The following is a 21,817-nucleotide window of genomic DNA, read 5'->3' as shown; positions in this document are numbered from 1 at the left end:
GAAGTATATTCTATTTGGCAGGGAGCAGAATCCTGTAGTGTCATGCATCATCCGAAGATACGATCTTTTCATTAGCACAGGCTAATACTTTTTCTTTACAACGCCTTTACTACTGAGATTAGATGGCTCTGTGCTATCAATCGCATTGCGCACAAGTATAGGAAGCAAAGGGCTTGCATAAAAGGATGAGAACTTATCACGGTTTGCCTTTCCGACATTTACATGAGCGATAAAAAATCCATATATTCCGTATTCCTTATCGATCCACGGATAGGCACCCGCCCAACTCGGACTGCTGATCAGCACGGCATCACCCTCGTCATTGAGGATCTCACGCCACTCCCCTAATCCATATATACCGGTATGCTTGGACGCACGTGCTTTCTCAACATACTCACCAACCGGAACGATCGCTTCCTTTACCTGGTCGGCCTGCATGGCTTCTATACTTTCGGGTGAGAGAATATACTTTCCTTTATATATACCGTTCCCTGCAATCATTTCCAGGAAGTGAATATAGTCGTGCAGTGTACTGCGTGCGCCACCTCCGATCATCGGATTATGACCATCCGTACTATCGACTGGTGTAAAATGTGTATTCGTCATGTTGAGCGGTATCGCTATCTTTTCCTGGAAAAGATCTTCCCATTTCTTCCCTGTAGCAACCTCGGCTATCCTGCCAACCACCTGCATTGCGAGGCCGCCGTATTGAAATTTAGTTCCCGGCATTGTATCTGCAGGAAGGTTTGCAATGTGCTTTACAGCTTCTTCGAGAGATTGATAATCATCACGGTGATTGCCTTCCGGTTGATAATCCGGGTATCCGGAAGTGTGGGACAGTAGTTGTCTCACAGTAGCCTTGCCCTTTATATCTTTAAATTCCGGAAGCCACTTTGCCACTGAATCATTCCACGAAAGTCTGCGCTCGGCAACCAGTGTTGCAATTGTAGCAGCCGCAAGCCACTTGCCTGCTGAAGCTATATATACCTGTGTTTCCGGAATATACTTCCCAAAGTACTTTTCAAGCACTACCTGGCTATCTTTCACCACAAGAATTGACGCTCCATCGTAATACCCGCTGTCTATCCAGTTTTGTATTTGGGAATTGACCGATAAAAAATCATACTCTACAGCTCCACCCTGTGCTGTGTCATGGGAAGACTTGATTGAGCAAGCATCCAAAAACACTCCTATCAAAATGACTATACCAATAAAACCAATTGAAGAAATATAAGAATGTCTCCCTCTCATGTTCATGTGCTTATTTATAAATATAGAATATTCAGCAGTCTATTGGTTACTAACGTAAAAAACAAAACACTCATGGACACCGAAGTGTACCATGAGTGAAGGTTTATTAACCCAAAATAAACCGCAACCTACCAAATCATTATTTTTTATTTCCTGCAGCATCCTTTACACTAGCCTTGTCTTGTTCCGGGTATATCCAAAGTGCTATACCTCCGGAACCATTAAGTTTTACTTTCAATACATCGGACGGTTTCACTTTGCGTTGTTCTGTTTTTACATGTGTACGTGTATTGACCGCGGCATCATCGGAGTATATAATTGCAGTGTATTTCTTCGCGTTGGATAAAAAGTTAAGCGAAATTGATACCTCACGCGCTGTATTATTGGTTATAGCACCTATAAACCACTGATCACCACTTTTTCTTGCCGTAATAATATACTCGCCTATCTCGCCTTGAAGAATTCTGGTCTCATCCCAAACGGTAGGAAGTCTTTCAAAAAACTCTACCTCAGGTTCGCCCTGATAATCGGAAGGCTTGTCATACCAGAAGAGGGTTTGCAACGGACTATAATTAACAACTCCCAACGCAAGCTGATGAGCATGTGTAGTCTTGATCCGGTCTGTATAGTAGCAAATGGTATAATCTCCAGCGCCCCCTATGCCTCTTGTGAACGGCAAAATTGTATTATGATCAGCATCCGGCATTTCTTCATTTCCGCGTATACCTTCCGTGGTAAGTATATTTGGCCATGTGCGTTGTTCACCAGTTGCCCTGAATTCATCATGAACATTTACCATCAATTGATTATCAGCAGCGCGTTGAATTGATTCGTGTAACCAGGTAGTCCAGCGATGTGAACCGACTTGCACGAAACCATACTTCACACCTTTTATTCCCCAACGCTTATACAATGGAAAAAGATCATGATCCTGTTTCACAAGTGCCTGCTGATTAACATACAACCATACCCCTACATTTTTCTGCGCACCGTAATCAACAACAGCTTTCATATCCAGGTCGACCACAACTTTGCGTGCATCTGAATCAAACGTAAATGAAGGCCCATACCATTTCCAGTCGAAGAGTATATATTGAAGATTATGCGCAGCGGCAAAATCAATGCAGGCTCTCGCACCTTCATTCGTCAAGGTCATTTCACGAATAATCTTCCCGGGTTTAATCCAATCTGTATTCTGAAATTTTGTAGGCGCATTGAGATTCAACAGCAGACTATTATTCTCAATTAACTTTCCGGGTGTATCCGCTACCATAATAACGCGCCAAGGTGTATTAAAATATGGAACGAGATCAATGTCCTCATATAGGGAGGTAACGATGGTATTCAGCTTGTCTTTTTTTAATGTAAATTTAGTACGCACATAATCTACCATAGCGGCTTCCGCCAGGCATGTATATACTCCATTGGGAAGTTTTAAAGTAAGCGGTCGCTCGCTTTCATCAGGCCAGCCGGAGAGTGGCAGTAATTTAAACGGCCCCTGCGCCCATTGCTCATACCACGCTTGCGTGTTGTCCGGAAACGTAAACTCTATATTTTCGGACGCTATATGATAATATACACCGGTTGGATTATCAGGAAAATAAAATCGGAATGCGATGCCTTCATTATAGGCACGCACAATGAGGTTGACCTTATATCTTTCATCGCTGGATTTCTTAAAATGAAATGTCCATTCATTGTAATGATCACGAACCTGACTCCGCTCTCCATATATAGTATGCCAAACCGTATCACGAGAAGACTGCGCGATATTCTCCAAAACAAGATCACCACACCAGTATTCACTTTCATCCGCTTTTAATGCCAAAGCAAGTTGGGATAAATGATTATCGAGTTGTATGTCTATTACTGATTCAAGTATAACAGGCTTATTCTTGTACGCTAGCGTATAGAATATTTTTTTGTTTGCTACAGGCCCTGCTTGCCAAACGTCTGCCACAAGGTTACCATCGGGCGATGAAATGCTTTTCGCTGCAGGGAGAGATTGAGCTGCACAATACAAATCAAAGCAAAACAAGGTTGCCAGAAAAAAAATCAATTTTACAGGAAGGAAAGAATACTTACACTGAATCATCACGATACTTGAATATTTACTTTTCGTCATTATTTTATCGAACTTCATGTGGCCATAAGTCGGCTCAAATTTATTTACGTTGTTATCGATGGCCTATCAATTATGGTTCAAAAAGGATAAACTATGAGTCTATTCTGCTATCAGTTGACTCAATATCATATACTTGCTACTATAGATTTGTTTTTAAACAACTGCCTGGCTCGTAGCATAGCCAGGCAGTTGTTTATAGTCCAGGTTAATGGTCAATTCTTCATCAGTTTCCTGACAGCCTTCTTTCCATTGCCATTACTGACATTTACAAAATAAATTCCTGATGGAATTTTATTCAGGCTAATTACATGTTGCGTGCCCTTCACTACGTCCTCATAAAGTGTTCGTCCGTTACTATCCTGAAGTATAATTGTAGCATCCTGATCAAAATATTCTCCCAATTGCACGGTGAGTTGATCACCCGCCGGATTCGGATAAATCACTACCTGCTCAGGAAACTGCTCATCAATTTCTACTGATGCTTCTGAAGATGATTCGATTCGCGCTGTCGTTATAGCGGCTACAAATTGCCATTGCTGATTATTGCCACCGCTATAGGTCCACTGCTGCACATTGCCACCATCAGCAGAAGAGTTACCCGCTATTTCAAGGGCTTTACCACTATGTACTGGTGTAATTCGAAAGTACCCGCCAGAGGTTGTTGTTATTGTGAAGCGTTGATTATTGCCACCGCTATAGGGCCATATTTGTACGTTAGCACCATCCGCAGTTGAGTTGCTTGCTATATCCAGTGACTTGCCACTGCCAACACCTATAATTTGATATTGATTGTTACCAAGGTAAGTCAATGTCCATTGTTGGTTGTTACCACCGTTATAAGACCACTGTTGTACGTTGGCACCATTTGCTGTTGAATTGCTTGCAACGTCCATCGACTTCCCGCTGTTGCGGGCAATGATCCTATAGATCCCATTCGGAATGGGCTGAGGGATGGCTGTTACAATTGTCACATTGTCAAATGTAGAATTGTCCAAGGCCGTTGTACTACCGGAACATGCAGCGAGCCCGGTATAGCATGTATTGGTCATCGACACCGTACTCGCTCCAACGGTAAACCATGTAACACCATCTGAAGATTCATACGCAGTGAACGTGTTGCCACTCCGTTGTAACCTGAACCAGGCTGGTAACCAAGTATAGTCATTGCCTCTCAGCCATGTCATGCCATTACCCGATGAGGAGCGCGAACCAAAACCCGCTTGTCTCCACCCGGCATCGCCAAGCTTCATGATCAGTGTCTTTGCAGCGGGGTCGAGCGTTTCGCGGATCATGATCCCCGTTTTATTCAACGTACCCGTTACATCAGACAGCCGCGCAGTAATGGTAAAGTCACCGGTGATACTCCTATAGGTATAGCCAAATGAATCAGAAGTGCCGCCAATCCCGCCTCCGGAACCACTCACGATAAATGTACCGTTGCTAACATTTGCATAACTCGCACTGCCCGCAACGCCTACAGGTCCTATATCTTGTCTCGACCATCCAGCAGGCAAAGCACCGGGCGCTATAGGTATAGCACTCACTTGTGCAGAATTACCACTGGTACCAGCCTGATTAATGGCTGCCACCACATAATAGTATGTTGTGCCGTTCGTAACAGAAGCATCTATATATTGTGCCGTTGTGTTTGCTGTCCACGATGCTATAGATGTATAAGGCCCCCCGCTGGATGTAGAACGCAATACAGAATATCCCTGAGCAGTAGCACCTATAGATGGAGTCCACTTCAGTGCAATACGACCGCTGCCTGCCGTTGCTGTGAGACCTGTAGGTATAGGAGGAACCGGTGAAGGAGGATACGGAGAAGCCGAAGCGTTTTGTGTAAATGTGAGTGTACCATATCCGAAATGATCCGCACTGCCATGCTCCGGCCGCATGAGTTGCGCCATGGCTTTCGTATTCGGGGCGCTTAAGCCTTTTCGTACCACATAGTGATTATAAATCAGTTCCCATACAGGACGATCATCCAAACGTCCCCTCCCATTGATAGAGATCCACGATTGATTTGCATTTTGACAATTGGTATAGTATGTATACGGAACATACTTCCACAAATTTGTTTGCGCTATATATTCAGCACCTGCCAGCAGGCGATTGTTACTATAGCTATACAGGTCAAGTCCTTGGTGCCAGGCAACCTCACAGATAGAAGCCATCATGCCTACAGCAAGTTGTGCGTGTTCCTGGTCACGACCACTTTCCTGCCATTGCCCAAGATTACCAGGATGTATCGTTGGAACCGCATTCATAATGCTTCCCATACCTGCTCCGGTTTGATAGTAGGTTACGGCTTGGTTGTACTTTGCCCGGTCATCGCATAATATACCTATGGTAAGGATGGCACCTATATTACAGATGTCCCAATTAGACCAGTAGTTACTGATACACGAACCATTGTGATTTAACAGGAAATCATTACACACCGGATAAAAATAATTTATCATCATGTTTTTAAACCGGGTAAAATCTGCGGAAGCCCATCCCGGATACATTCGTAAAATCTCACCAACCATAGCAAACTCAAAAATCGGGATACCACTTAAACCTGGTATATCTGTACCGGTAGGGACCTGATTTACTGTGGAAGACCAAGCATTGCAAATCCTTACAGCGCAGTCCGCATAACTTGTGTTTCCCGATATATACCATCGGATTGTATTCAGATACGCGGCATGTGCATCGCGTGAAGCCTGTTGACGGCTGCCTCCCATATTTGCACGTGCATTGGCGGTATATGTATTTTGCGCTTGTGGATCGGTGAGGAGTAAATTCCAGTCATCGATCCAGGGATGCGCGCCTGCTGCTACTTGAGCTTTCATGCGATCAAGGTCAGCTTGCGTGTGTAAACCTCCCGGGTGAATAAAAGTCTGTGCTGTCGCTATACATGTATCCACCAATAGCAAAAGCATAACAAGTCGTCTGATTGTCTTTTTCATAGTGTTCGATTTTGAGGTGTCCAAAATAATGAAACGACAAAGCCTACTACTATAGATTGTTTCCTGGTGTATATATAGTCTGCTACCCGCAGGGCGTAGCGCAGGCAGCAGACTGAATTCATTATCGTTGTATAATTAATTTCATTGCGGGCAGATTATTGAGCCGGATCATATATACCCCTGCCCCAGTTGCATCATTGAGTTTTACTTCGAGCAATCCGGATTGATCCTGCTTGATCTGTTTGTTCAACACAGAAATGCCCACCGGACTATATATTTTAACGACTACATCATCTTTACCAAGCGCTTCGTTTATCCTGACAAAGAAACGATCTCCGGTAACCGGGTTGGGATAGATATATGCTGACTGAACATTTTCCGCAATATCGGAAGCAGCAATCCTGCCGTTTGCTGCGACTGATGGCTCTGTTCCATAGATCAATTGCTGCTGATAATAGATTGTTACTGCTGGATTTTCTGCATACAGTGCTGCGGGTAAAAATGAATAATCGTTTACTTCATTGAAATTAGTCCAATCTGTTTTGGCAATGTGATACTGAATATTTCCCGAGCTGCTTTGCGGATATAGTGTGCCAGCTGTAGAATCTATAAGCATTTCAAAATACACATCGGCTTGAGTACGTGCAGGGTCAATGTTTGTGAAACTTCCTGTGACTTTTGCAGCTCCGATCTTCGCATTGTCAATCCAATAGTTCAGACTAGCAGTACCATCTTTGGTAAACCAATACCGCACAGAGAGATCTTTATAGTGCACGGGTATATTTCCTTCATTATTAATCTTCAGATACGTCTTGATCTTATTGGTCCCCGTACTGGTATTCTGATTCTGATAATACGCTTTCAACGATAATACAGGAAGTACAGCTGCCGGCTCTATACCATAAACCAGTAATCCATTCCGATACAAGGTAATGTGATTGTTAGCCGAATAACTGGCGTTCGCCTTATAAGAGTAGTCATCTGTTTCGTTTAGAAGAGCCCAATCAACGTTTGCCAATCGTGACTGAATAGCCCCTGAATTAGCACCGGACTTTAATAAACCTGCCGTGGCATCAAAGCTATACTCTGCGTAACCATATGCACCGTCCTGCGGTTGTGCCAATGGTATATATTTCATCTTTACCTTGCTGGCACCTAGTGAAGCATAATCGATCCACGTATTAACACCAGCATAGTTCTCTGCTGTAAACCAATAGCGGGCGGTCAGTTCGCTATAGGGTATGGCAACGCTATCCTGGTTTACCACCTTGATGTACGGCTTAATCAGCGTATTGCTTATCTGTCCATTGTCACCGTTCTGATACAGTATATTCAGATTTAGGGGAACCACCGTCAGCAATTGCGTCACTTGCGGAGCAGCGTTGTACGTAGTATCTCCCGTTTGAGAGCCCGTGATCAATGTGGTGCCCATACCTGTAATATGAATCGAGCTTCCTACTATAGTGGCTACACGTTCATCTGCGCTGGTATAGGTTACCGGCAAACCGGAACTACTGGTTGCACCTATAACAAAATCAACATCTCCAATTACTTTTCTTGCAAAGGCATTGAAGACTATACTTTGATTTCGCTTAATAATGAGCACTAATGTATCGGTAGCGCTCCCCCAAGCGTTACCTGCGCTGAAGACTATTGGATATGTTCCGCTAACTAAAGGTATACCTTCAATAATACCTCTGCAGGCATCTAAACTTAAACCCTCCGGCACACCGGAAGCGCTAAATTGACTCGGCCGGTTTGATGCCTCGATGGTATAGCGAAAGGCACTGTCATATACTATATTTTGAGTTACTGTAGAACTTGTAATCTTCGGTGCTTGCGTTACTACGCCATAGAATTCAACCTCGGCGACATTACCAAAACCTGTACCGGGTGACAGATATCGAACATAGCGATAGGCTGCAGTGTTGGTAAGTACTTGCTCTGTAAGTACCCCTACCGTTGGCTGCGCGGTTACTGTAAACAATGTTGTGGCACCACTAAAATCTGCGGTGTTTGATCCTTGAAAGACACCGCCTACCATTCGTACAGGAAAATTGCTCCGTGGTGCGTAGCGTACCCGTGTAATTATACTCTTACCTTCTTCGCCCAGATCATATCCAACCCAGCCTGTACCTTGTGGTGAATCGAAGAATGTATCCAGGCTTCCATCTACTGCTGCTGTTTTGGTAGTCGTAGCAACATTCCCAAATGAACCGGATGTCCCAATGACTGTACCCGTACGTTTTACTCCGAGTGCCAGGCTTACAGGCGAAGCATTCACACCTTCTCCTGCCTGGTTAACTGCAGACACGGTGTAGAAAAATGTAGTTGCACAATTCGTTGCGTCTGTATCGGTATAGTTTGTTGTATCTGTCGTTGCAATAACGGTGTAGGTTCCACCGATAGCCGTTGCACGTTTTATCGTATAGGAAAGTGCTCCGGCAGGTGCTGCCCAGTTCAATGTAACTTGATTGTTTCCTGAAGTGATTATCAATGGAGAAGGTGCAGCGGGGGGAACATTCAGAACGGTCTCCATATATATATCAGAAGCGCTTAATGCCCGGCTATATATTTTAAACTCGTCTACTTTACCCGCTAACAATGGATCTGGCCATTGCGATTTACCAATCCAATTCTGCGTGGTATTCCCCAGGCTAGAGGGCTTAAGTGTCAGGTTTGCATTGCGACCCACCTCGACACCATTTACGTATAGGATACCCGTTGTACCGGACTGAGTTATCGCCACATGATACCATGTTCCTGTAGTCAGCGTAGTCGTAGTAGTGATTTGCTGTTCAGCACCACCCGGGACTAATATAGAATAGCGCACGGTTCCGTTGGCACCATTTCTGGTCGTCAGGAACATATATATACCAGTGTCTGATCCAAAATCAAAAACACGGGCCCAGTTTGCTGTGGCATCCAACTTTACCCATGCCGTAATACTAAAGTCATTTAATGCACTCACAATTCCTGCGGGGAGAGTCACGTACCCGTTGGCTGTACCATCGAGGTTAATACTATTGTTGATGGTTCCGGCTGCCCAGGTTGCACCGGTGGCAAGGGTTGCGCTTCGGCTACTCCAGGCATCTATAGCAGTGGTACCGCTCGTCTCATCAAACTTCCAATAATTGGCCTGACCGGGTATAGCACTGGTTTGAATTGAATTGGCCGTTTCTCCTATAGCATTTGTAGCGGAGATAACATAGTAATATATAGACGGTGTTGTTACAGTGGTGTCGCTATAGCTTGTTGTAACGGAATTGCCAATGGTAGTGTACGGACCACCACTTGCTGTAGCACGTTTTATACTATAGCTCTCAGCACTAAGACTGGCTGTCCATGATAAACTTATCTGACGCGATGAAACCGATGTAGCAATAACTCCAGCGGGAACAGGTGGCAAACTCAACACCGGTGTAACACTTACCTCCATGGAGTTTTGACTTTCGCCCGCAAAATTTGCAGCCGTTATTATATAGTAGTACGTAGTACCATTCAGTAAACCGGTATCAGTATAGTTAGTTACATTGAGATTTGTAGCAACATTCGTATAGGGGCCACCGCTCACCGTAGCACGCTTAATGGTGTAGCTTGCTGCACCACTCACTGCATTCCACTGAAGGGGCACTTGAGTGTTTCCTACTAATGCTGTTAAGCCGGTTGGTGCTATAGGAGGTGTAGTTCCTCCGCCCTCCGTTGTAACGTTGTCAAAAGTAGAAGTGTTCAATGCACCGGTTGAGCTTCCTGAACAATTCACCAATCCGACATAATATGTACTGGCCATGGCTATCGTACTTGTTCCTATAGCAAACCAGGTTATACCATCCGAGGATTGATAGCCTGTGAATGTATCACCCGAACGTTTTAACCTGAACCATGCGGGTAGCCAAGTATAGTCATTCCCACCGATCCACGTCATCGTACCACCGGTTGAAGTACGCGTACCGAAACCTGCCTGTCTCCATCCTGCATCACCGAGCTTCATCACGATTGTCTTTGCATCCGGGGCAAGAGACTCGCGTATCATGATACCGGTTTTACTTAATGTTCCTCCCATACCAATCAATCGTGCTGTAAATGTGAAGTCACCGGTTGCCACTCCATAGGTATATCCAAATGAATCGCCAGTGCCCCCTATACTTGTCCCTGAACCTTTAACAATAAATGTATTATTGCCAATGTTTGCGTACTGCGCGCTACCGGCTGCGCCGACAGTACCTATATCTTGTCTTGCCCACCCTACCGGCAAAGACCCGGCTGCTATAGGGGTGGCGCTTGCCTCTGAAGAATTACCACTCGTGCCTGCCTGATTGATTGACGACACAACGTAGTAGTACGCTGTTCCATTCGCTACTGTGGCATCGGTATATTGAGGATTTGTATTTGCCGACCATGAAGCAATCGTAGTATAGGGGCCACCGCTTGTCGTGGAACGCAGCACATTGTAACCTGTAGTAGTCACACCACTCGATGTCCAGTTCAATGTTACCTGCGACACACCGGCTGTTGCTGTAAGTCCTGTAGGTATAGGAGCCACGGGTGATGGAGGATACGGAGAAGCCGTAGCGTCCAGGGTAAATGCCAGCGTGCCGTATCCGAAGTGATCTGAGCTGCCGTGCTCTGGTCGCGTCACGTGAGCCATAGCCGTTACGTTGGGGGCGTCAAGCCCCTGTCGTATGACATAATGGTTATATACCATTTCCCACAGTGGGCGATCATCCAAACGTCCCCGGCCATTGATAGAAACCCAAAGTTGATTTGCACCCTGGCAGTTATTATAGGCTGTATAGGGAACAGGCTGTGAGAGATTTGTACGTGCTACATATTCCGCACCGGCGAGCAACCGGTTATTATCATAACTATATAGATCGAGTCCCTGATTCCACGCCACCTGACAAAAGGATGCGAGCATTCCTACGGCAAGCTGCGCATGTTCCTGATCGCGCCCACTCTCCTGCCATTGTCCCAATCCTCCGGGATGTATATAGGGAACCGCATTCATAATACTTCCCATACCTGCGCCATACTTAAAATATTCTACGGCTTCATTATACTTCGCAGTATCGTCACACAACACCCCCATAGTAAGTATAGCACCTATATTTGCAATGTCCCAGTTAGACCAATAAGCACTGATGCAGGCGCCATTGTGATTCACCAGAAAATCATGCGCTACGGGATAAAAATAGGTAAGCATCATATTTTTGAAACGTGCAAAATCTGCTGCTGCCCATCCCGGGTATACACGCAATACTTCAGCCGCCAACGCAAAATCAAAAATGGGAATACCGCTGAGCCCCGGTATATCTGTACCCGTAGGAACCTGGTTTACCGCAGCAGACCATGCATTGCAGATCCGTACAGCATTCACTGCATACGTTGTGTCGCCCGATATATACCATCGAAGCGCATTGAGATACGCTGCATGCGCATCCGCATCTGCGCGCTGTCGGCTTGAACCCATGTTTGCCCGCGCCGCAGGACTATAGGTATTTTGTGCCTGCGGATCTGTTATTAACAAATTCCATCCATCGATCCATGGATGCTCGCCAGCCGCTACTTTCGCTTTCATCCGGTCGAGGTCCTGCAGTGTATGCAAACCTCCTGGATGAACAAAGTTTTGAGCCATTGTTACAAGCGGGCTCATACACAACATAAGCAAAATAAGGAGTGTGGTCGTCTTCTTCATATCTGTATAGTTTGGTTGGGGTCGTAGTCAACATATATACCATGTGCCGGGGAGGCATATGGCTTCCTATCTCATATATCTATAGTTTAAAAGGGTTCAAAATCTCACGGCTATGTATATCCATGATATGGGATATATCACTTCTGATTAAAACAATACTGTATAAATTGCATGTATATACTAATAGCTCCAGAGTATGATACTCTGGAGCTATTAGTAATCATTCCCAACCCGGGTTCTGTGCCAGGTTTGGATTAAGTTGGATCTGATTCGTAGGAATAGGAATCAGGTAATTCTTTTCTGTAAATTTTCGTTCACTTGCCGGATCTGCCAATACATCGCCGTCTGCTGTGAGCGCAGGAGGATTGGTATATTTCGTTGCAAACTCGGTGCCTGCCCACCGAACACCAAGTACCGGCTTAGTCAGTTCTATGTGCGCTATATACCAGCGCTTCAGATCATCCATGCGGAAACCTTCACCTTGTAACTCTACCGCACGTTCACGCCTGATCTCTTCGCGCATATCCAGTCCGTTGGTTGACACAAATGTGTTGGTGAGTTTCGGCATTGCTGCATTGACACGCGAGCGTACAAGATTCAGTGATTTGTCAAGATCAGCATCGCCAATCGTTCCATTTCGTTCATATAGTGCTTCCGCATAGTTGAGGTATATTTCTGCGAGGCGGATCACCGGGTAATCATAACCTTCCTGTGAGTTCGGCACCTGGCGCTCCGCTGCCCACTGCTGATTGTTATACCCGGTTATATCATTGCTCCACGGATTGTGTGGTGGACGAGCATTCGCCAAATCAGCTGTACTCCAGTCCCAGTTTATATGCCAGTTCGTAGCATTCTGCCAGTATGGGTATCCGGGGATCATCATATAGTAGCGCATACGATGGTCGCGGTTCTGATATTCAGATGTCATCTTTGTACGGCTAAATCCTGTCGTAGTTTTATCTATCGGTAAACCATCGCTGCATAAATACATATCTGCCATTAGGCGACTCATATCTGCACCCAACGCTCCAAAGGAAATCTGATTTGGTATAGTCCTCAAAAGATTATTTGATTCATACCGCACAGCAAGTATATATTCCTGATTGGCCGTTTTTGTTATACCAGCCGGGTTGGATTTCTGGTTTTCGAGGATAAACATATACTTCAATGCAGAATCTCCGAGTGCCGCTGGTTTGAACAATGCGTATGTGTTGCTTGTTATCACAGCATCAGTATTGCTGATCGCTTTATCCAGCAACGCATTATACCGTGTTACATCTCCATTTCTGAATTTCTGCCAGGTGCCTTCATACAAACAAACTCTTCCTAAAAAAGCCTGCGCTGCCTGCTTGCTTACGCGCCCTTTATCGGCCGCAGCGATTGTACTTTCTACGGGGAGATCAGCGATAGCTTCTTCCAGATCCTGAATGATAAAATCAATTGTCTCATCACGGGTACTGCGTGTAGTGGTAAGCTCCGGAGAGCTCGTTGTTAGTACATCTTTGATCAGGATCACACCACCATAGGATGTCAGAAGCTTATCGAAGTATATATAGGCTCTGAAGAATTTGGCTTCGGCTACATATACCTTGATGGCATCCGGGGATTTAAAGGCAGTTGCCTTATCCAGCAGGTAGTTCACATTGCGAATCCAACGATAGGCGTTGTTATAATTATCATCATTCGACACTACCGTGTTGGTGCCCCTTGCAAAAGATCCGCGGTCTGCACCCAAATCTGTTCCGCTGTGTCCGTCTCCATTGCCGTTGTTGAACGTGCGCAGGTATCCGTAAAAATTATTGGCCGCTAATTTGAATTGCACTGCATCTTCCCAATAAGTAGCATCCGACACTCTATCCAACGGTTCAAGATCTAATGCATCATCACAACCAAAGGGGGCAACAGTGAGCATAACTCCCACCAGGACGGTAAGATATTTTAGTAGTTGCTTTTTCATTTCTTTCAAGTTTAGAATTAAAATGTAGCGTTCACGCCAAAGGTCAACAGGCGATAGAATGGATAACGTTGTGCACCACCAACGACACCAGCGGTTTGCTCGGGATCCCAGCTATCTTTAATCTTTGTCCATTCCCATATATCATTCGCTGAAAAGTATACGCGAAGCTTTTCGAATTTCGCTTTGCGTGATAGCTCTTGTGGAAGTGTATAGCCCAGTACTATATTTTTCAACCGCACATAGGCACCGTTTTGTAAAGACCAATCTGATATCTGGTAATTATAGGCGCCATATCCGCCAAAGCCTTTATTCGTTGCTGTCGTCAGGATTGGTAATTCAGAATTTGGATTTTCTGGTGTCCATGTCTTACCTACCCACCAGTCAGCATGCCCTTGCCAGATTGTTCCAAACGGAGTACTCCAGTCCGAACGTCTGTATATATTCTGCTTGCCAACACCTTGGAACACTACGGAGAAATCAAATCCTTTCCATTCAGCACCCATGTTTACAGCAAATACATACCGTGGATCGCTACGCCCAAGATATACTATATCACCATCGGCAATCGGTTTTCCATTTGCATCTGTTTTCCCAAGTAAATATTGATTGGCACCCGCGTTGGTAAGTCTGCCATCACCATTTATATCCTGATACATATTTATACCTTTGATCATCTGTGTAGCGCCTGGCATGTTGTTGATGCTGCTTCCCGGAACAAGAAGTGCATAGTTGGTAGCCTGCTGATCGGTTTGAATCCTGCCATTATACTTCACGCCAAAGTACGAGCCCAGCGCATAGCCCTCTATGGACTGCTGTCCTGCCACAACTATATTTGCGCCACCGTAGTCTACAAGCTTATTGTTGTTGTCCGTAAGCGAACCACTTATACGATAGGTAATGTTGCCGATCTGATCTCTCCAGCCTAACGACATTTCCCATCCCCATACTTTCAGGTGCCCTATATTTGCTGTGGGAGCCGTTGCACCCAATACCGCAGGATAGGTTTGTGGCAACAGCATGTTCTTGTTTTCCTTCCAATAATAATCAAAGCTACCGGACAGGCGATTGTTAAACACGGCTATATCAACACCTATATTTGTACTTTGAATTTTCTCCCACGTCCGGTTGGCACTTACCAATGTGCCGGATGGAGATGCCGTTACAGAGCGTGAAGTATACCCTCCTAAAATAGGACCTGTATTATTGATGTCTATAAGTTGTATATAGTCATAGAGCCCTATACCAGCCTGGTTGCCAACGCTTCCGTGGGAACCACGGATTTTCAATTCGCTCAGGAATGAAAGTCCTTGCATGAATTCTTCTTGTCCGATGCGCCAGCCGGCTGATATACCGGAATATAATTTCCACCGGTTTTCTGCATCAAACTTGGAAGAGCCATCGTAACGGACATTGGCTTCAAAAAGATATTTTTCCTTGAAGGAATAATTCAACCGTCCAAAGGCAGAGGCTATAGCCCAATGATTTCGGATTTCACCATTGGAACGTGTGGTGTTATCGCCAAGGCCGAGGCCTAAAGAAGGAACATCGTTACTGGCCAGGTAACCGGTACGTGTCGAAAAGTAATTAAACTCTTCACGTTCATAATTACCACCTGCTACAACAGCGATACTGTGTACATCCTGCAATGTTTTCTTGTACTCTAAATAGGCGTTGGTATTGAAATAAGAATCTTTCCCTAAAGAGCGATCGTAGAATGATTGAGCCTGCGAAGGGTTTGGTTGATATTGATAGCTTTCGGTATAATTATAGATCTCTGGTATATATTTATACTGCACTTGTCCATCCGTAGCTGCCCAGTTATACCCGGCCTGCGTAATGAGGTTCAGTCCTTCAGCCAATTTAAAATCAAGTTTCGTATTTAGAAAAACCCGGTTGTTAAAGGTCTTGTTCTCCCCACCAAGTTCAAGCAGCCAGTTACGAGCAGGTTGTGTTCCCCATGCATAGGGTTTGCCATTTATAGTCGCTACCGGAAAGCCAGGTTGTGATCCAAAGTTGATCTGATCCTGACGGGTTGGTACAACAACGTCATTTTTCTCCAGCGATATATTTGTTTCGATCTTGAATCGTGGTGAGAATATATAGTCCATGGCGAGACGTGCATTGTAACGCTTGCTCGAGTTCTCGCCCCACTTCAACATGCTGCCATCATTCAGGTAACCGAATGACAGACGATAGCCCATGTTGTCGGTGCGTGCTGCCAGACTAATGTCGTGCTGATTTGATATAGCGCGTCCATTTCCCCATAGCAGATCGATCGGGTTTGTATCAAAGAATGTGTAATCCTTTACATCTGTGAATCCGATAGTTTCACCACCCGCTATATATTCAGGAGTATTTTTATCGATATACAGGCTGGCTGGTTTATTTATCCAGGCTCTTGCATACTTTGTCCAGATCCAGTTTTCATCGGGTACACCACCAGTGGAAGCATTCGATATAGCTTCCAGTAAGTATTTACCGTATTGATCCCCATTTAGGAAATTGGGTGTAAGTCCCATTCTCTTTTGAGACATAGAACCGTTGTATTGTACAGTTGGCTTTCCTGATTTTGCGCGCTTGGTAGTAATCAACACGACACCACCGGCAGCACGGGCTCCATATATAGCAGCCGATGCATCTTTCAAGAATGATATATTATCAATGTCTTGAGGGTTGATCGAGTTCAATGCAGCCGAACTTACCAACGGTATACCGTCTACAATGATGAGCGGATCGGCACCATTGGAAGAAGCAGCGCCACGGATTTGAAAGTTCCATCCCTCCTGCCCTGGAGCGGCAGAACTACGCGTAACAATTACACCCGGTACTTGTCCCTGCAGCGTAGACAACGGATTGGACACAACACCCCGGTCCTGAAAAACTTTTGAATTCACACTGGCAACAGATCCGGTTAACGTTTCCTTTTTCTGTTCACCATATCCGACCACGACAACTTCCTGCAGAGATTGCATATCGGGTACCAATGAAACATTTATGGTCGACCGACTATCAACCGATACTTCCTGTGGCTGATAGCCTATAAATGAAAATACAACTACAACATCGTCACCTTTTATACTTAATGTATATTTACCGTCACTGTCGGATGTGGTACCTTGTGATGTTCCTTTCACAAGTATATTTACACCGGGTATAGCTTGTCCCGATTCATCGGAAACAATTCCTGAAATACTTTTATCTGCCTGCTGGGATGCCTCGGCATGTATACTCACACCAGCGATGGAGAGCAGTAAGGCCAGTAACAAACCTGCCTTCTTTGACCACGGCTGTGGCACATTAAAGCGTAATGATTTATTCATAGACTAGATTTAGTTGGACAAAAAATAGATTTTGGAAGAGTGGATTGATCCGGCTTGAACGGAAAGAATCAGAGGTACCTTACGGATGTTATTCCGGACGGAATCACGCGGTTTTGGGTGCATGAAATGCATAGGCTTGGGGTTAGTTAGTTTGATGCGTGTAGCTTTTGTCGCACCTGAAAAGCCTTAGAAATTAAGGTCTGGCAGGGCGCAAAAAATACGCTTCAAAGTTGCCTATGGAATGAAAAAACGGAGATTAATTATTGCTCAAACACCATAAATTATAGCCCATTTTCAATCGTTTGATAAGGTTTTTACATCGATTGCGGTGCTTCCTTTGACTTTTTTGGGGCGACTTGTTCCTCTAAGTATTGCTGTGGCGTTTTACCAAATAATTCACGAAAGGTTTTACTGAAATAAGCAGAAGAATTGAACCCTGCCATGAAGCTTATCTCTTTAATAGAATGTTGCTGTTGAAGCAGAAGCCCCGCCGCATATTTAAGCCGGACGGTTCGTATAAAATTGCTCGGATTCTGACCTGTGAGGGAACTGATCTTGCGGAAGAAATGCGACCGGCTAATGCCTACTTTCTCCAGCAGATTTTCAAGTGAGAAATCCGGATCGCTGATGTTATCCAATATAATTTTGGTGACCTTATCGAGAAAAACTTCGTCCAGTGTATTGGTGGTAATTTCTTTCGCGGGAATTACTCCACCCTTTGCCATAAATTTATCTTTCAGGCGCTGACGAGACTCCAATAAATTTTTCAGGCGCGCCCTTAGTACATATATATTGAATGGCTTGGGCAGATATTCATCAGCACCGGTGTGATATCCTTCAATCCTGTCTTCTTCCAAACTGCGAGCCGTTAATAAAATTACAGGTATATGGCTGGTCTCTATCTCGCTTTTTATTTTGCGGCACAACTCGAAGCCATCCATCTCCGGCATCATGATATCACTGATAATTATATCCGGGTAGTATTTCACTACTTTTTCAAGACCATCTACTCCGTTAACTGCTTCGCGAATTTTATAATGATTACGAAGTTCATTCTTAAGATGCCAGCGCAATTCCTTGTTATCCTCCACGATCAGCAGTACCGGTTTCCGGTCAACGTCATTTGTATTCTGAGCAACCTCTATATCTTCATCGGTCACGCTTCCTGAAATTGCCAATTCATATTCCGTTGACTTGATCGCATTACTGTCGAAAGTATATTTAGCAAGCGGAGTATTCTGGCTCACTCCTTTCTCATTGCGATTTCGCTTTTCATGCAGCGGAAGGTGCACGATAAAACTACTTCCCTTTTCGTATTCACTTTCCACCATTATTTCTCCATGATGTAATTCCACAAGACTCTTGGTAAAGTGTAATCCTATACCGGTGCCGGTTTTAGAATTGTCAACATGAAAGAATCGCTCGAATACATGTTTGAGTTGTTCTGCTTTTAGCCCAATACCAGTATCAATCACCTTTATCTCTACATATTCATTCCTTTTTGAAGAGCTTGTCACCTTTGAAATCGAGAGTATAACCGTTCCTTTCTCCTGTGTAAACTTTAAAGCGTTGGACAATAAGTTTGTCAGGATCTTTTCAAGTTTATCCGGATCGAACCAAACCATGAGCGCATCTACGGAACTCTCAAAACGGAAGTCTATCTGTTTCATTCCTGCCAGGTCATTGAAGAGTATAAATATATCTTTACTGAACTGTACAACATCAGCTTCTACCGTTTCAAGCGGAGTTTTACCAAGATCCATCTTTCTGAAATCCAATAGTTGATTTACAAGATTGAGTAACCTGCGTGCGCTTCTCTGAATGGTCAAGGCGGATGTTCGCACCTCATCGGTCTGCGTATGCGCAGAGAGTATTTTCTCGATGGGGTTGAGGATCAATGTTAGCGGTGTACGAAATTCATGCGATACATTTATAAAGAATAGCAACTTCATCTGGTCCAGCTCATGTTCCTTCTCTTCTCTTACACGTCTGGTATAATATCGCATCACCATCCAGAAAGCAATGACCAGTATAATACTATAGAGTGTATAGGCCCACCATGTTTTCCACGGTGGCGGAAGTACGCTGATGGGCAAAGAAACCCGTGTTGCATTGTCCCAAACATCATCGCCTGATACGAGCACTTCAAATATATAGTCGCCCGCGGCAAGATTAGAGTAGGTAGCGCTTCGCTTACTGCCAACATAGTTCCAGTCTTTATCCAACCCGGTCATCCGGTATGCATATTTATTTTTTTCAGGATTACCGTAATCCAGCGCCAGAAAATCAAATGAAATATAGCCTTCGTTATGCTTCAAGGTTAGTTCTTTTGTTTTTGCAATGGAAGTCTTTAGTACCACTCTATTATTTATAGTATCAAACGCTTTTATGGATTTATTATGGATCTTGAAATCCGTTATGAGCAAACGAGGTCTGGTAGAATCCGCAAGGATTTTTTCGGGGTCAAAAATATTGAAACCATTAATACCGCCGATCAGCATGCGTCCGTCCTGCGTCTTATCAATGGATTTACTTTGAAACTCCATACCCTGTAGACCATCGTGTGTGTTGAAGTTCTTGAATTTCCGTGTCGCGGGATCTAATTTGGATAAACCGCTTTTTGATGTGATCCATAAATTCCCATGATCATCTTCTTTCACTCCGGTAATGAGGTTATTGGGAAGCCCCTCCTTGGTGGTATATATTTCTAACAGTTTAAGATCCGTACTTAATTTATTCAGCCCAAGGTCTGAGCCTACCCAGATATTTCCATGCTTGTCCTCGGTTATAGAATTGATTCGATTACCGCGCAAGCTGTGCGCTTTAAAATTTTTGAACGTTAATCTTTCCGGGAAGCTAGTTTTGAGAGATGTCAGATCAACCATACAAAGACCGGTGGATGTACCAATAAAAAGCCGTTCATGAGAGTCAATAAACATCGAAATGACAAAATTATTTACAAGGCTTGTGGAGTCATGGGGTATATTACTATACTGGTAAAATTTTTGGCTCGCAGGATCAAATAAATTGAGACCTGCGGATTGAGTCCCCACCCACAAACGATGCTGCTTGTCTTCGATCGCACACCATACACTGTTCTGCCGAATTGAAAATGGATTGGACACATCGTGTTTATAGCTTACGAACTTACCCGTCTGTGGGTTCAACTTATTCAGTCCACCATCCCAGGTACAAATCCACAACGCTCCATCATCGCTTTTGCAGAGATAAATTATTTTGTTGGAGCTTAAGGAAGATGCGTCACCCGGAATACTTTTATAGTGCTTGAATATATTCGTCTTTTCATCAAATTGATTTAATCCGCCACCGTCTGTACCAATCCATATTCGTCCGGCATGATCCTGTAAAATGGATTGCGCTATCTTATGACTAAGACTATTCGGAACACCTTCCTGGTGGAAGAAGTGCCCGAAGTCTGATTTGGACAATGCTATCTTATTCACACCAGTATTATAGGTCGCAAGCCAAATGATACCGTTTGTATCTTGCAAGATCTTCGATGGTTGATTATTTGAAATAGAGAACGGATCGGAAGGATTGTGTACCTGGTGATCGACTATACCTTTCTGCTTATCAATGAAATATAGACCATGTCCATCTGTTGCAACCCATATAAGTCCTCTTGCATCTTGGTAAATATCAAAGATCGGAACGTTTTTATTAATATAGGACACCGGTGTGAACACGTTCTTCTTGCGATTCCATATTATCATTCCGGATAAATTATTACCAATCCAGAAATCACCTTCCTGATCGATCAACATGGTGTTGGGTATATGATCAAGTTGCTTTGCGTTGGGAACCGGAACGGGAATACGTTCAAATTTGTCCTTTGCGGGATTGTAGTAATTCAGATTTCTTCCGGCAGTAACAAGCCATATCTTATTTTCATGATCACGCAAAATACCGGTCACTTCATTGTTATCAATCGTCCTGGCATCATCCTCATGATGTATATAGTGTTTGAAGGTAAGACTTGAGGCTTGCGAAAGGTCCACTGTACTCAGCGATAGTTTGTTTACGCCATCTTTTGTTGCTACCCACAGTATATTTCCGGTTTCATCAAAAAGAACATCGTATACTACATCACTGCTAATCGAATTAGGATCATCTATATTGGCATTCATCCGAAAGAACCGTTCTGAGTTCTTATCAAAGACGTTTAGTCCATTTCCGGTACCAATCCAGAGTCTCCCCTGGCTGTCTTCCGTGATTGAATTTATACGGTTGCTGCTGATTGAAAACGGATCATTTATATTCGAACGGTATATTGTAAAATCATAGCCATCGTATTTATTCAACCCATCAATTGTACCAAACCATAAAAAACCGTCTCTATCCTGAAATATATCAACGCACGTACTGCTGGAAAGTCCATCCGCAGTGGAAAGGTTCTCGAACTTCAGGTTAGTGTACTGGGCCAGTACTCCGTGACAAACAAACAAAAGCAAAATACTGATCCTAATCATTTTCATATTCACACACTGAAAT

Annotated in this window: 7 protein-coding genes; all 7 read right to left on the bottom strand. The window is 44.2% G+C overall.

What is annotated here, in order from left to right; translation table 11 throughout:
- Nucleotides 1-81: 81 nt before the first annotated feature.
- Entirely contained in the window at nucleotides 82-1,251 is a 1,170-nt protein-coding gene (locus B5Y40_RS07000; RefSeq protein WP_079685962.1) for a serine hydrolase domain-containing protein, read from the bottom strand.
- Between the two features lie 139 nt (nucleotides 1,252-1,390).
- Entirely contained in the window at nucleotides 1,391-3,376 is a 1,986-nt protein-coding gene (locus tag B5Y40_RS06995; protein WP_221408876.1) for a glycoside hydrolase family 97 protein, read from the bottom strand.
- Between the two features lie 212 nt (nucleotides 3,377-3,588).
- Nucleotides 3,589-6,333, bottom strand: a complete 2,745-nt coding sequence (locus B5Y40_RS06990) for an RICIN domain-containing protein (RefSeq protein ID WP_079685961.1) — start codon at nucleotides 6,331-6,333, stop codon at nucleotides 3,589-3,591.
- 121 nt (nucleotides 6,334-6,454) lie between these two features.
- Nucleotides 6,455-12,028 (bottom strand): cellulose binding domain-containing protein, encoded by a 5,574-nt coding sequence (locus B5Y40_RS06985; protein WP_079685960.1) that lies wholly within the window; start codon nucleotides 12,026-12,028, stop codon nucleotides 6,455-6,457.
- Between the two features lie 220 nt (nucleotides 12,029-12,248).
- Nucleotides 12,249-13,985, bottom strand: coding sequence for a RagB/SusD family nutrient uptake outer membrane protein (locus B5Y40_RS06980; protein WP_079685959.1), 1,737 nt, complete (start codon nucleotides 13,983-13,985; stop codon nucleotides 12,249-12,251).
- Nucleotides 13,986-14,002: 17 nt separating this feature from the next.
- Nucleotides 14,003-17,305 (bottom strand): SusC/RagA family TonB-linked outer membrane protein, encoded by a 3,303-nt coding sequence (locus B5Y40_RS06975; protein WP_079685958.1) that lies wholly within the window; start codon nucleotides 17,303-17,305, stop codon nucleotides 14,003-14,005.
- Between the two features lie 314 nt (nucleotides 17,306-17,619).
- The gene (locus B5Y40_RS06970; RefSeq protein WP_079685957.1) at nucleotides 17,620-21,801 is read right to left on the bottom strand and encodes a hybrid sensor histidine kinase/response regulator transcription factor; all 4,182 of its coding nucleotides are present in this window, start codon (nucleotides 21,799-21,801) and stop codon (nucleotides 17,620-17,622) included.
- Between the last annotated feature and the right edge of the window lie 16 nt (nucleotides 21,802-21,817).

This window comes from Ohtaekwangia koreensis (assembly GCF_900167975.1).
Lineage (GTDB): Bacteria > Bacteroidota > Bacteroidia > Cytophagales > Cyclobacteriaceae > Ohtaekwangia > Ohtaekwangia koreensis.
The sequence above is the reverse complement of the archived record's forward strand: the minus strand, read 5'-3'. Positions and strand labels throughout refer to the sequence as shown.